Origin of the sequence: Streptomyces sp. NBC_00873 (assembly GCF_045207415.1) — a bacterium.
Taxonomy (GTDB): Bacteria; Actinomycetota; Actinomycetes; order Streptomycetales; family Streptomycetaceae; genus Streptomyces.
Window position 1 is genome coordinate 6,081,051 of the sequence record NZ_CP108803.1, and the last position, 13,780, is coordinate 6,094,830.

A 13,780-nucleotide genomic window follows, 5' to 3' on the forward strand; every position below is an offset into this window, starting at 1 on the left:
TCCGTGCCCGTACGTACACTTAAGAGGGCAATATCACTCATTCCGGGTGCCCTGTGTCCTAGGCGGGTTCGCGGAAGGAAGCGAGCGATGGCTGAGCGGCTCCTGATGGACAAAGCCGGTGCGGCACGGCTTCGGATGATCATCGAAGCGGGGGTTGAGCTGGGAGGAGTCGATCTGCTCGGTTTCGCCCTGGACCATGCGGTGACGGAGGCCGACGGACTGGGCGGAATGGTCCATGTGAGGGACCCCGGGGGCCAGAGGCTGCTGCTGATGGCGACCAGCGGGATCGTCCGCACCGTGGCCCAGGACTGGAAAGACATCGCGGTGGACGGCGACACCGCGCCGGCGCGCGCGGTGGCCGGTGGAGCCTCGGCATGGATGTCCGCTCTGGGCGGGCAGAGCCTCTCCCATGCCTCCGTGGCCGAGCGCAGCACAGGGGGCGGCACGGAACGCACCGGAGAGGGCGGTACGGACGGCGGCGCAGGGCACGGCGGCCGGGGCCCCGACAGCCCCCTCGGCCACCACCCCCACGCCGCCGCCCCTTGGTCGCCGCCCTCCGCGCTGCCCGCAGGCAGCGGGCTGCTGGCCGTTCCGCTCCTCACGCCGGACGGGGTCGTGGGCGCGCTGTCCGTGCTCACCGTCGGTGAGGGGCAGCCCACGCCGCAGCAGCGGTCGGCCGTCGAGACGCTCGCCGCCTGGGCCGCCCTGCGGCTGCGGGAGCCCTCGATGGGCTGGGGCAGGGCCGACCGCGGGCGGCTGGGGAAGGAGCCCCCCGTAACCCGGCTCCGGCAGTCGCTGGAAGCGATCAAGGTCGGTTCCTGGGAATGGGACCTGGCCACCGGGGAGCAGCTGTGGGACGAGTCGACGCTCGCCATTTTCGGTATGGCGGGGCAGTCCACGAACCAGCGCTTCGACACCTGGAGTGGGCTGGTCCACCCCGATGACCTGCCGTGGCTCCTGGCCGAGACCGAGCAGGCGATTCGTAACCACCGGGTGTCCGGTGTGGAGTACCGGATCTGCCGCCCGGACGGGACCACGCGCTGGGTCAGCTCGCGGGGCGGGGTCCTGCCGGGGGAGGACGGCCGGCCCGGCCGCATGGTCGGCACGGTGTGGGACACCACCGAGAGCCGGATCGCCCGGGACTCGGTCAGCCGCGCGCTGCGGCGCATGAGCGATGCGTTCTTCGCGGTCGACAGCGAGTGGCGGATCACTTTCCTCAACATGGAGGCGGAGCGGCTCCTCGGCGCCTCGCATGAGCTGCTCGGGCAGAACCTGTGGGACGTATTGGCCGAGATCGGCGTCGACGCCACGGGACTCGGCCTGCAGGCGTCGTACCGGCGGGCCGTCGACCGCGGCAGCCCGGTCGGCTTCGACGTGAGGTGGCCCACCAACCGGCGTCGGTACCAGATGCGGCTGGTCCCGGTACCGGACGGACTGACGGTGTACGCCACCGATGTCACCGAGATGCGGTCACGGGAGGCCGAGTCCGTCGCGGCGGAACGCGTCACGGCCGACCGCAACGCCCGCATCACCGCCCTGGCCGGTGCCCTTGCCGAGGCCCTGACGGTGCAGGACGTCGTGAACGCCGCCGCCGAGCGGATCATGGCGCCGTTCGGCGCCTCCGGTCTCGTCGTCCACCTCATCGAAGGGGGCACGCTGCGCGTCGCCGGGCAGGTCGGATACCCGGAGACGTTCTTCCGGGACTTCGACGGAAGACCGGTCCGCGACATCGCTCCGCTCGACGAGGTGTACCGCAGCAGGACGGCCGCCTTCATCGACTCGGTGGAGGAGTACGTAGAGCGCTACCCCCGGATGGCCGACCGCCCGGCCGAGGCCAAGAAGGCATCCTGGGCGTTCCTGCCGCTGATCGCCTCCGGCCGCACCGTCGGCTGCTGCGTCGTCTCCTTCACTGATCCGCGGCGTCTCGGCGGAGAGGAAAGGGCTCTGCTCATCACACTCAGCGGGCTGATGGCGCAGGCCATCGAGCGCGCCCGGCTGTTCGACGCCGAGCACATGAGGGCCCAGGAGCTCCAGCGGGGACTGCTGCCGAGCGAGCTTCCGACGCTGTGCGCGGTCAGTACCGCTGCCCGCTATGTACCTGCCAACGAGGGCATCGAGGTCGGTGGCGACTGGTACGACGTGATCCCGCTGTCCGGCGCCCGGGTGGCGCTGGTCATCGGCGATGTGATGGGACACGGCCTGTCCGAGGCGGCCACCATGGGGCGGCTGCGGACGGCCGTGCACACGCTCGCCGATCTGGAGTTCCCGCCTTCCGAACTCCTCACCCGCCTCAACCAGGTGGTGAACGACCTCGGCGACGACTTCTACGCCACCTGTCTGTACGCGGTGTACGACCCCGTCACCTGCACGTGCAAGTTCGGCTCCGCCGGGCACCCGCCGCCGGCCGTCGTGTACCCGGACGGCAACACCGAGTTCATCGCCCACCGGCCGGATCCGCCGCTGGGCACCGGACGCCCGCCGTTCGAGACCACTGAGGTCGTTCTCCCCCAAAACAGCTTGCTGGTGCTCTACACGGACGGACTGATCGAATCCGTCACCCGCGACATCGACCGGGGCATGCTCCACCTGACGAAGGCGCTCTCGAGTGCGGCGGCCGCCGCACGGGAGGACGATGCCGTGGGGAGCTCGCTCGGGCTGGAGCGGCTGTGCGACGACGTCCTGGCCGAGCTGCTGCCGGGCACCCAGCTCATGGACGACGCCGCGCTGCTCGTCGCCCGCACCTTTGCGATACCGGCCGACTCCATTGCCAGCTGGACACTTTCCGACGGTCCGATCGCCGCAAGCGAGGCACGTCACCATGTCCGGGACCAGCTGGAGGGCTGGGAGCTCGACGACCTCACCACGACCGCCGAGCTCCTGGTCAGCGAGCTGGTCGGGAACGCCGTCCGGTACGGCAAAAGCCCCATCGCCCTCCGCCTGCTCCGCGCCGAGGGGCTGATCTGCGAGGTCTCCGACGGCAGCCTGTCCACACCACGCATCCGCAATGCGGCGGAGACCGACGAGGGCGGCCGCGGTCTGCAACTGGTCGCCGCCCTCGCCCACCGCTGGGGTGCTCGCTACACCGCCTCCGGCAAGTGCATCTGGACCGAACAGCCGGTGACCTGACCGCCGTGCGGCGGGTCTGCACGACGGGCGGACGGCGCGGTCGGATCAACGGCGCCGGTCGACGAACTCGTCCGGGACGGCCGATTCCTCTCCCGCTTCCGCCGACGGCCAGTAGAGGGAGGCCAGTTCACCCGCCGGGTGCGCCAGCCGTTTGCGGGCCTCCGGCGGCCTTCTGCCGTGAGGCGGCCGTCATGACCCGAGCCGGCCCGGCGTCGGCGTCCCAGGTGAAGCGCACCGGCGCCACGTGGGGGGAGCCGTCGGGCCGGATGGTGGTCAGCGTGCACACGTGGTTCTCGGCCAGGAAGGCCTCGGCCGATTCCGGCAGGAACAGCGACATGTTGTTCCTCCGCTCTTCAGGCCCCGGGAATGCCGTCGTGTTCCGACGTCCTCATCATCGGCAGCAGCAGCGCGATGACGATGGCACCCACGGCGAACCAGGCCCCGACGACGAACGCGTGGTGGAAGACGCTCGTACGGGCCTCCCGTACGAGGTCGGGGTCACCGTGGGCCCACTTCTCCAGGCTGCGGGTGGCGCTGAACGCGATGGTGGCGGCGACGGCCACGCCGAGGGCGCCGCCGGCCTCCTGGCTCGTGCTGATGAGCCCCGCGGCCAGACCGGACTCGCTCTTCTCGACCCCGGTGAACGCGGCGATCTGCAGCGGCACGAAGGAGATGCCGAGGCCCAGGCCGACGACGAGGAAGGCCGGCAGTACGTGGGACACGTAGGTGCTGTCCGAGGGCAGTTGCCACAGCATGAGCATGCCGACGAAGGTGAGGGCGAGACCGGTGAGAAGCACCGGCTTTGCAGCGATCTTGGTGATCAGCTTCGATGCGACGCCCGCGCCGACCGCCGTGATCAGGGCGAGCGGCGCGTAGGCCAGACCTGCCCTGATCGGCGAGTAGTCCAGGACCATCTGCATGAAGAGGCTGGCGAAGAAGAACAGCGTCACCAGGGTGCCGAACAGCAGGGTGGCGACGATGTTGGCCATGGTCAGGACGCGGCGCCGGAAGATGCTGAGCGGGATCAGCGGCGACTGCGCCCGCCGCTCGACCACGATGAAGGCCATCAGCAGGACGGCCGCGACGGCCAGACTGCCGAGGGTGCGGGCGGACGACCAGCCGACTTCGATGGTCTGGCCCAGGGTGTAGATCGTGAGCACCAGGGTGGCGGTGAGGAGGACGGCCCCAGCCGTGTCGAAGGACTTGCGGCGCTCCGCGGAGCGGCTCTCGGGGAGGATGAACGGCGCTGCGAAAGCGGCCGCCAGGCCGATCGGCACGTTGATGAAGAAGATCCAGCGCCAGCCGGGACCCTCCGTGAAGAGGCCACCCAGAATGACGCCGGCCACCGACGCCAGACCGCCCATCGCACCCCACACCCCGAGCGCCTTGTTGCGCTCGGAACCCTCGGCGAAGGTGTTGGTCAGGAGACTGAGGGCGGCAGGAGCGATGAACGCCGCCCCGAGACCCTGCGCGGCGCGGGCGGCGATGAGCATGGTGGGGCCCTGGGCGATGCCCGCCAGCAGGGACGCCACGGCGAACACGATCAGGCCCGTCCGGAGCATGCGCCGGCGCCCGAAGGTGTCGGCAAGCCGGCCACCGAGCAGCAGGAATCCGCCGAGGACCGTTCCATAACCCGTCACCACGTACTGCAAATAGGCTTCGGAGATATGGAGGCTTTCCTCAATGCTCGGCAGAGCGACGTTCACGACGGTCACGTCGAGAAACGTCATGAGTCCGGCAACGCAAAGGAACGCCAGAATCAGCCCGGGTCTATGGACCGTCTGGGGCTCTGGTGCGACTGAAGTCTCGCGGGGAATGGGCAAGGATTCTGGGATCGACATGGCAATTCCTGGCAGTCGGTGGGATTCGGAAGCCGGCGCGAATGGCAGAGAGGTGCCGAATACAGGTCGTTATTGCGGCGACTCGGCGAAGCTAGCATCCGGAGTGAAGTAGGTACCTAGAGGAAAGTGACTTCCCTGGAGGGGGCCATTGAGCGACGAGGCACTGCGGTCTGCACGTCGTCGAGCCGGAACCGGCGCCGGGAATCACTGCCGGGGCGATCTGGCGAGTTCGTACTCGAGCGACCCGGCGGAAGATCTGCGGATCCTCGTCCCGGCCCGCCGCCCTTGCCCGCGAACGCCCAGGCCGACGGCTCCTGTCTGCTGGTCAGGAGGTTGACGACGAAGCCGTCCGACTGCTTCAGGGCGGGACGCAGCCGGGATCGCTGATGCAGGCAGAACAGCACCAGCGGCCGTTCCGGTGAGACCGGCGTGACGGAAGGGGAGCTACTCCCTTTCGCGCCGGTCCCCGGGTACGTCCGGTTCGCCGGCCGTGGCCAGCAGCTGTTCGGCTCGGGTCTCGGTGATCTCCAGTACGGCGAGTACGGCCGGCAGCGCGATGCTCGGCAGTACATAGCGCAGCAGCATCGAGATCCGTTGCTCCAAGTCCTTTCGTTCGCAGAGGACTTGGGACATTTCCTGGATGCCGGAGAAGGCGCCGGCCAGGAGCTGGGCGGCCTCCGCGGGATTGACGTGGGACAGGACCTCGCCCTGCTGCTTCGCCTCGATCAGCAGGGTTTCGAGCCGGGCAATCCAGGAGTGGAACGGCAGGCCGCGGTCCAGTTCGCCGCCCCCCTGCTTCATCGCCAGTCTGACGCTCGCGCGCACCAGCGGCTCGTGGCGGAGCCGATGGGCCAGCACCAGACCCTGGTCGACCAGCTCCTGGAGCTTCGTCAACTGCGTCGGCAGCGAACCGACTTCCAGCTGCGCCTCCATCACTCCGAGGGCCAGCTCCTCCTTCGAGGCGAAGTGGAAGTAGAGGGCCCCTTTGGTCACGCCGGCCCGTGCGAGAATCTCACTGATGGTGGAGCTTCTGTAGCCGCGCTCGTCGAAGACAGTGGCGGCAGCCAGCAAAATCGACTGCCGGGTCTGGATCGCTCGAGCTTGTTGGGCCATCAGCTGTGCGTTCCTGCCTCTCGTGGCGATGTGATCTCGTATACACCAGCCGCACTATGGAAGAACCAGGACCGTCGGTATCTTACCGTGGGGGAGCGAGGCACTCCCCCATGGATGAGCTGGGGGTATTTCCATGGTTCACATTGATTTGCCCGACACTGTCGCCCTCGCCGAGGCCGAACCATCCGGTCTCCACGGGATGGCGATTCCGCCGCAGAGAGGTTGGAGAACTGATGTCTCGCATGAACTCGTTCACCGGTCCGACCCCAGGGACATCTTTCCCACCGCCTGGTGCAGGCTGAGCGATACGGAGTTCTCCGTATCGGCCCAGTGGCCGCGCCCGCACCACTTCTTCGCCGCCGCATCGGGCCACCACCAGGATCCCCTGCTGATAGCCGAGACCATGCGGCAGGCGACGATGATGCTGGCCCACGCGGAGTTGGGAGTTCCGGTCGACGACCAGTTCGTGATGTGGGATCTGGCGTACGACACCGTCGTTCCGGGTTTTTCCCTTGAGGTCGCGTCCGGAAAGGTCCTGATCGATCTGACCTGCTCGGATGTGCGGAAGCGGGGCAAGAGCATCGCCGGCATGCGGGTCGACCTGCGTTTCTGCCGCGGCGGCACCGTACTGGCGACCAGCTCGGGACGGATCAGTTGCACATCGGCGCGGGCCTACCGCCGCCTCCGCCAGGGCAGTCTGGACATGGTGGGCCGTCCTGTACCGCTGTCGCCCGGTGCGGATCCGTACGAGGTGGGCCGGACGGCGGAGTCGGACGTCGTACTGACGCCGACAGCTCAGTCGAACCGCTGGCGGTTGCGGCTGGACACCACCCACCCGACCCTGTTCAGGCGCCCGAACGACCATGTTCCGGGCATCATGCTGCTGGAGGCGGCCCGCCAGGCAGCCGTCGCTGTCGCGCCGGGGCACGCTTTTCTCCCGACGTCGGTGGAGATCGCTTTCCACAAATACGCCGAACTCGACAGCCCGTGCTGGGTGGAGGCCGAGTTGATGCCCTCCGGCGACAGTTCCCGCACCGTGGCGCGGGTACGCGGACAACAGGACGGCGAGCCGGTATTCACCAGCGAACTCACTCACACGGGGGACGACCGGTTGTGACCACGCACATTCTCATCACCGGGGCGAGCGGCTTCGTCGGCAGACATGTGGTGGCGGCTGCGGATGCCATCCCCGGCGTCCGGCTGCGTCTGATGGAACACCGGGCGCCCGTGGACGTCCCTGCGTCCGGCGCAGGTTCCGACATCGAAACCGTGTACGGGGACCTCGCCGCCATCGCGTCGTTGCGCGGCGTCTGCGACGGGGTCGACGCGGTGATTCACTGCGCCTCGCAGATCAACGGGGACGAACGAACGGTCCGGTCCGTGAACGACCTCGGGACCCGGGCACTGGTGGAGGAGGCGGAGCGCGCAGGCGTCGCCCGCATCGTCTGTCTGAGCACGGCAGCCGTGTACGGACGTGGGCCGTTCACGGACCTGGCCCCCGGCCGGGCACCGCTCGCCCCGGTCTCGCTCACCAGCGTCACGCGTGCCGCCGCGGAGAGCCATGTGCTGGCTGCCGGCGGGACCGTGCTGCGCCCCCACCTCGTCCACGGCGAGGGGGACCGCTGGGTGATCCCCGGTCTGGTCGCGCTGGTCCGGGAACTGTCGTCCGGTCTGGCCGGGTGCGCCGCCCGGCACTCCATGATCGATGTGCGCGTGCTGGGCCGGGCTCTGCTGGCCGCGGCGCTCTCGCCCCGGGAGACCGCTGGTGTCCACCACGTCAACCACCCTGATCCGGTGGCCTGTTCCGATCTTGTCGCGGCGGTCTCCGCCGCGCTCGGACTGGAGTGGGCTGCCGCGGACATCGCGCTGGACGAAGCGCGGGCACGGCTCGCCGCGTCACCGCGTCTTCTGCATTCCCTTCAATTGCTCACCGTGGAGCACTGGTTCACCGATGACCGGGTCTGGGATCTCCTCGGCTGTGATCCCGGTGAAGGCTTCAAGGCGGACTTCCCGCTCCATGCGGACTGGTACAGAAGCGTCCTGATGCCCGGCGGGCAGGGACGACCGGGGCGGACGGCGCGCCGACAGCAGCACACCGGCGAGCGACCGGGCTGTCTCGGAGCCGAGTTCGTGGGTGGAGCCGCGCGATGCGGGCAGTACGTCACAGCCGGGACGGCGCTCGGGTCCCCGTCGGGCCGCACCACGTAGGCTCCGCCGCCGATGGTGTGCGGCGCTTCCGACGGCGTCGTTCCCGGGTCCCCTTGAGGAAGCTACCGTCCTGAGTACAGTGACCATCCAGAGGAAAGTGACTTCCCTGGAGGCGTCATGCCCTACAGCCCCGTCCCCCGGACTCCCGCCCCCGGACGGGCAGTTCCGTCCGCCACGGCGGTCGCGCCGACTCAGGCGTGCCCCATCGGACCGGCGGTCGACATCGTCTTCAGCCGCTGGACCACCCCGATCCTCTGGGCCCTGCACACGTTCGGGCGGCAGCGCTTCGTGGAGCTCGAACGCCGCATCGGCACCATCACCTCCAAGGTGCTGACGCAGCGACTGCGGCAGATGGAGCGGGACGGTCTCGTGCTGCGCACCTACTACCCGGAGGTGCCGCCGCGGGTCGAGTACGAGATCAGCGACCTCGGCCGGAGCCTCTCGCCGCTGTTCGCCGTGCTTGCCGACTGGTCCCAGGCCAACCTGGAGCGGGTCGAGGAGGCCCGCCGCGCGTACGACGCTCCCGATGCGACCGGTCCGGTCACGGGCCGTCGCCCCTGAGGCCGCGCTGCGCACCGGCATCCGCCGCTTTGCGCAGGCCTCCACCGACGAGATGCACGCATCCATCGAGCAGGGCGCGTGGACCGACCGGCCGCTGCGACCGAATTCCCCGTACGCCGGGTCGACCGCCCGGGACAAGGGCGTCGTCTCCATGAAGGTGCGCCGCGCGGTGGCCGGTGAACCCGTGACGATGGGGTACGCCGGAACGGTCCGCCGGGACCTCCTCCACGTCGACGACATCGCCCGCGACCGCATGGACGAGCCCGCCGGACGCCACTGGCTGCTCGGCACCGGCCACGGCGCCGTGTGCACCACGATCTACGAACGGATCGCCGAAGACCCGGAAAGGCGGAAAGCGCCGGTCCCTATCCACCGTGACCTGGGGTCGATCCGGTGCTTACGCGTTCGCTACAGAGGCCTCGCTACCGTGCCATGACCAGCAAGAAGGCCCTCCCGGCGGGAGGGCCTGACGTCTTACGGGAAAAGCGCCCCCGGCAGGACTCGAACCTGCGGCCAAGCGCTTAGAAGAGGCTGATCTAGTTCCCTCCAGCCGTAGCTCTGACCTGCGACGGGTCGGTTGTAGCCCTGCCTGAGCTCCGTGCGTACCCGCCAGCCCACCGGAAGTAGTCATTCCGCTGTCTGTGAGTTGCCTCAACATGCGGCCAATGCCGGATTTCGGTCTGTTGGCTTCGCTCTCTCGGCAGGATGCCGATCGTCGTCGGTCTGCCCTGTATTCATGCGGCACCCTGAGTAGATCGATCCATTGGGAACGGCAGTCGACCGCCAGGCGCACCTCTCGGTACAGCAACGGCTTGGGAGCTTTGCCGTCTGTGGAACCGCGGGGTCCCCTACCGTGTCTACTCAAGAGGTGGGGATACGTGGAAGGCGGTATGGGGTGGATCCGATTTCGGTGGCGTTGCTGTCGGCTCTGGCGGGCGGTGTCGGAGGCGAGGCTGGCCGAGAAGCCTGGGCGGGGCTAAGGGCGCTGGTTGGGCGTCGCTTTCGGGGGCGTGGAGAAACAGATGCCTCGGCCGCCAGTACTGGGGAGGTGGAGTTGGCCCGCCTGGAACAAGCCCCGACGGATCCTGCCCACGCGCAGGTTCTGAGCGCCGCTCTGGCGGTGCGGGCCGCGCTGGACACGGAGTTTCGCGATGGCCTGCAGCAGTGGCACCAGCAAGCAAAGTTGGTGCGCACCGGCGACGGCGAGGTGCACAACACAATCAGCGGCGGCACACAGAACGGCCCGGTGTTGCAAGGCCGGGACTTCTCCGGGATCTCCTTCGCTATGCCGCCTCCGCCGAGGGCCACACCCGGCACTGGTGCATGACCGACGCAGGATTGATCGGGTAGCCAAGGCGGATATTGAAGGCGATGTGGACGGGAGGGTGTTGAACGAGATCAGCGACGGCATCTTCTTCCACGCGGTGATTCAGGGTCGGGACATCACCGTGGTACTGCCCCCGCAGATTACCCCTGCGCTGTCCGGCTTGCCGAAGGCTGTAGCGACCACCTTCATCGGCCGCGACACGTATCTCGAGGAGTTGCTTCAGGGCCTGGCTCCCGACAACGGGGGGTGGCCGCAGCTGGCGGGACCGGTAGCGGCGGTAGCCGGGCTGGCCGGAGTTGGTAAGACCGAACTCGTTGTGCAGACTGCTTTCCGGGCGCTGAAGCAACCGGGCTGGTTCCCTGGCGGTGTGCTGTTTGTCGACCTATTCGGCTACGACCCCGAACGCCGCCTCTCTCCCGAGCGGGCCCTGGACAGCCTTCTGAATGCCTTGGGTGTGCCCGGCGAGCACATCCCTGCTGACCTACAGGACCGAACGCGGTTATATCGCAGTGTGCTGGCGGCGTTCGCCGAGAAGGGTCGGCGGATCCTGGTCGTCATTGACAACGCCTCCACCACCGAGCAGGTTCGCCTGCTGCTGCCCACAGACGGCGTCACCGCGGCTCTGCTCACATCCCGCCACTTCCTCGATGTCGATGCCCGCCGGTACGATCTGGCTGTCCTGGACGAACAGGCCTCGACAGAGCTGCTCCGCCGGGCCCTGCAGCAGGCTTGCGGCGTCCGCGACACTCGCGTGAGTGACGAGCCTGAAGCGGCTGCGGCAATCGCCCGACTGTGCGCGGGTCTGCCGCTTGCCCTACGTATCGCTGCGGCCCTGCTTGCCGACACCCCCACCCGTCCGTTGTCCTCACTCGCCCAAGACCTGGAGGCGGAGCACTCCCGGTTGGACGAGTTGTGTCGCGAGGACCGCGCGGTGCGCGCCGCCTTCGACCTGTCCTACCAGCACCTCGACGACGACCACGCTAGCTTTTTCCGGTTGCTGTCGCTCAACCCTGGCTCGGACCTGTCCACCGAATCCGCCGCTCACCTAACCGATGCTGACCAGCGGCAGGTCAGCCGGGTGCTACAAGACCTGAAACGCGCACACTTGGTCGAGCTCGGTCACACGTGGGGCCGCTGGCGGCTGCACGACTTGGTCCGCCTCTACGCCGACGAGCAGGGAGGCCTCCACTCCGACGCCGACCAGCGTGGGACCGCCCGGGCACGGCTGTTCGGCTACTACCAGAACACCGCTTCGGCCGCCGACTCCCATCTGAAGACCCTACCCGGCACTCGTTCCCCCCGTTTCCCCGACCGCAACGGTGCCCTTGCTTGGCTCGACGCTGAACGGCGCAACCTCATCGAAGTCGCCGCTGCGGCCCCACACCTCGGCCTGTCGGAGACCACGACAGCCCTCGCCGGCAGCCTTGCCAGGTACCTCGACTATCGCCGCTACTTCGACGACTGGATTGTCGTCGCCAACGCTGCCCTAACCGTTTTCCGCGAACGCGGCGATCGGAAGGGAGAAGCGGCAGCGGCGCATGATCTCGGCAGCGCCTTAGAGAAGGCGCGCCAATTCGAGGAGTCAATCAACGCCAATAGGCGCGCTGTGACTCTCTGCCAGCAGATCAACGACCGTCGCGGTGAAGCTATGGCGCTGAACAATCTGGGCTTGATTCTGGAAACTGTAGGGAAATTGAAGGACGCCATCGGCTCCTATAGTCAAGCTGTAACCATTGCTCAGGAGATCGGCGACCGCTACCTCGAGGCCGTGGCCCTGGGGAACCTAGGTGTGGGGCTGCGCAAATTGGGGCGGGTCGAGGGATCCGTTGACGCCCATGCCCAAGCTGCCACCCTCTTTCGGGAGATTGGCGATCGAATGAACGAAGCCACAGCGGTGCACAACCTGGGCACCGCATTTCAAGCGATGGGCCAGTTGCAGAAGGCCATCGATGCCCACACTCAAGCTGCAGCCGTCTATCACGACCTTGACGACCGCCACGGCGAAGCCATGGCGCAGAACAACCTCGGCATCGCGCTGCGTCGTGATAGGCGGTTGCAGGAGGCGGTCGATGCCCACACTCAAGCCGCAGCCCTTTACGGCGAGGCCGGTGACCGGTACAGCGAAGCCATGGCGCTTGTCAATCTCGGTCTCGGGCTTGAAGTGATGGGCCGGTTGCAGGAGGCCATCGACACTCATGCCCGAGCCGCAGTCATCTCCCATGAGACCGGCGACGCAAGTAGCGAGGCTAGCGCTGTGAGGTGCCTGGGCGTCGCGTTGCAAAGTGCGGGGATGCTTAAGGAGGCCGTCGACGCCTACACCCAGGTCGCCGCTCTCTATCGCGAGAGCGGCGACCGACAAGAGGAAGAGAAGGCGCTGCGAGCTGCGGCGATTTTGCACAATGAGCGGTGGTTGAGGGCGCGCTTCGTTCCAACGTTACTTTCTTCTGGAGTGAAGGGTGCACAAGTGCCATGACTCCTACATTCGGCCATCTGTAGTGAGTCCGCTACCTGTGACGGCTGCGCGAAATCCCCTCCAAGCTGATGGATACCCGAATGCTCGGCCGGCGTCTTCTTGAGCTGGAAATTGCCTTGCCTGTCCGCCGCGGAGTCGGCTAGTGGGCGAAGCCCAGTTCCTCATCCTCCGCGATCAGCCTTTGTAGTGGCTGCCACACCTTGGGACTGGAGTTGATCCCGTGGATCATCACCACACCGAGTTGGCCGACACTCAACGTTTCACATTATTACGCTGCGTTGGCAGAGCTTCAACGTTAACCTAACCATGCTCCGCTGTGTTGCGAGATGCCGCATAGACTATTGAAGCTGTGCAGGAGATGGTACCGACATGAGCGAAGTCGACGGCCATGTTGAGAACACCATTATTGGTGGCCTCTTCATCCACGCTGTTGTTCAGGGTCGCGATGTAACTGTGCACCTCCCGACACAGATCACTCCTGCTCTGTCGGGGCTGCCGGCGCCTTCTGCCACTTTCACCGGCCGCGATGAGCGTCTAATACTCCAGCCGTAGTTCGTGATCTCGATCGTGAGGGGCGCCGAGGAGGCAGGTGGCCAGCGTCGATCATCTGGACGAGACCGACCACGCCGTCGCGGGCGTCCGTTCCTTCTCCGCCTACCCGAGTCCACCGAGACGGAGGGCGTTCCTTATCTCGCTGAGCTTCGCGGTCGTCGCCGGGGTCCACTCCTTCGCCTGCTCACCGAGACGGAGGGCGTTCTCAATCTCGCTGAGTTTCGCGGAGGACAGAACGCCCGCTCGCTCGATCAGGTCGTCCCGGCACACTGTGGTCAGCCACGTGCAAGGGGTAAAGCCCGGACGCGGGAACGCGAACCGCAGCACGCCTTCAAAGAGCAGTCCTTCCACGGCGCCTACTGCCACTTCGACGCCCAGACCGGTGATGTCGACACCCGCCGGAGCGACGACCTGCATCACCCGGATCCCGGACGCGTCGTCTCCCGACAGCAGTACGACCGGCCGCCGCTCGTCGAGCTCCACCCACCAGACTTCGCCACGTTGCACATGTCCTCCTGACACAGGAACGGCGGGCGGACGCTGCGCGACCCTGACGCGCTGTGGAGACGGGTGCGGCCA

Annotated in this window: 13 protein-coding genes; 8 read left to right on the forward strand and 5 right to left on the reverse strand. The window is 67.5% G+C overall.

Going from position 1 to position 13,780, the window contains the following annotated elements:
• Positions 1-87 precede the first annotated feature (87 nt).
• The gene (locus tag OH809_RS28095; RefSeq protein WP_406515802.1) at positions 88-3,126 is read left to right on the forward strand and encodes a SpoIIE family protein phosphatase; all 3,039 of its coding nucleotides are present in this window, start codon (positions 88-90) and stop codon (positions 3,124-3,126) included.
• A gap of 127 nt (positions 3,127-3,253) precedes the next feature.
• On the opposite strand, the gene OH809_RS28100 is transcribed toward OH809_RS28095, so the two are convergent.
• From OH809_RS28100 to OH809_RS28115, 4 genes are all read right to left on the reverse strand, one after another.
• Positions 3,254-3,463, reverse strand: a complete 210-nt coding sequence (locus tag OH809_RS28100; protein ID WP_406419549.1) for a pyridoxamine 5'-phosphate oxidase family protein — start codon at positions 3,461-3,463, stop codon at positions 3,254-3,256.
• Between the two features lie 16 nt (positions 3,464-3,479).
• Positions 3,480-4,967 (reverse strand): MFS transporter, encoded by a 1,488-nt coding sequence (locus tag OH809_RS28105; protein WP_406515803.1) that lies wholly within the window; start codon positions 4,965-4,967, stop codon positions 3,480-3,482.
• 116 nt (positions 4,968-5,083) lie between these two features.
• Complete coding sequence (locus tag OH809_RS28110) at positions 5,084-5,371, reverse strand: flavin reductase (RefSeq protein WP_406515804.1); 288 nt, start codon at positions 5,369-5,371, stop codon at positions 5,084-5,086.
• 40 nt (positions 5,372-5,411) lie between these two features.
• Positions 5,412-6,080: a ScbR family autoregulator-binding transcription factor gene (locus tag OH809_RS28115; protein ID WP_406419543.1), complete on the reverse strand. Its 669-nt coding sequence runs from the start codon at positions 6,078-6,080 to the stop codon at positions 5,412-5,414.
• 133 nt (positions 6,081-6,213) lie between these two features.
• On the opposite strand from OH809_RS28115, the gene OH809_RS28120 reads away from it, so the two are divergent.
• The 7 genes from OH809_RS28120 to OH809_RS28150 all read left to right on the forward strand — a co-directional run bounded on the left by OH809_RS28120 (position 6,214) and on the right by OH809_RS28150 (position 13,201).
• Positions 6,214-7,197, forward strand: a complete 984-nt coding sequence (locus tag OH809_RS28120) for a ScbA/BarX family gamma-butyrolactone biosynthesis protein (RefSeq protein WP_406419541.1) — start codon at positions 6,214-6,216, stop codon at positions 7,195-7,197.
• Positions 7,194-8,288: an NAD-dependent epimerase/dehydratase family protein gene (locus tag OH809_RS28125; protein WP_406419539.1), complete on the forward strand. Its 1,095-nt coding sequence runs from the start codon at positions 7,194-7,196 to the stop codon at positions 8,286-8,288. The genes OH809_RS28120 and OH809_RS28125 overlap by 4 nt, the downstream gene beginning before the upstream one ends.
• A gap of 117 nt (positions 8,289-8,405) precedes the next feature.
• Complete coding sequence (locus OH809_RS28130) at positions 8,406-8,849, forward strand: winged helix-turn-helix transcriptional regulator (RefSeq protein WP_406419537.1); 444 nt, start codon at positions 8,406-8,408, stop codon at positions 8,847-8,849.
• Positions 8,815-9,285, forward strand: a complete 471-nt coding sequence (locus tag OH809_RS28135) for an NAD-dependent epimerase/dehydratase family protein (protein ID WP_406419535.1) — start codon at positions 8,815-8,817, stop codon at positions 9,283-9,285. The genes OH809_RS28130 and OH809_RS28135 overlap by 35 nt, the downstream gene beginning before the upstream one ends.
• 618 nt (positions 9,286-9,903) lie before the next feature.
• Positions 9,904-10,176, forward strand: a complete 273-nt coding sequence (locus tag OH809_RS28140; protein ID WP_406419533.1) for a hypothetical protein — start codon at positions 9,904-9,906, stop codon at positions 10,174-10,176.
• A 61-nt stretch (positions 10,177-10,237) separates the two neighbouring features.
• A complete protein-coding gene (locus OH809_RS28145; RefSeq protein ID WP_406419531.1) occupies positions 10,238-12,649 on the forward strand; it encodes a tetratricopeptide repeat protein in 2,412 nt (803 codons plus the stop codon).
• A 369-nt stretch (positions 12,650-13,018) separates the two neighbouring features.
• Positions 13,019-13,201, forward strand: coding sequence for a hypothetical protein (locus tag OH809_RS28150; RefSeq protein ID WP_406419529.1), 183 nt, complete (start codon positions 13,019-13,021; stop codon positions 13,199-13,201).
• A 102-nt stretch (positions 13,202-13,303) separates the two neighbouring features.
• Here the strand turns inward: OH809_RS28150 and OH809_RS28155 are convergent, their stop codons facing one another.
• Positions 13,304-13,708, reverse strand: a complete 405-nt coding sequence (locus OH809_RS28155) for a type II toxin-antitoxin system PemK/MazF family toxin (RefSeq protein WP_406419527.1) — start codon at positions 13,706-13,708, stop codon at positions 13,304-13,306.
• Positions 13,709-13,780 lie beyond the last annotated feature (72 nt).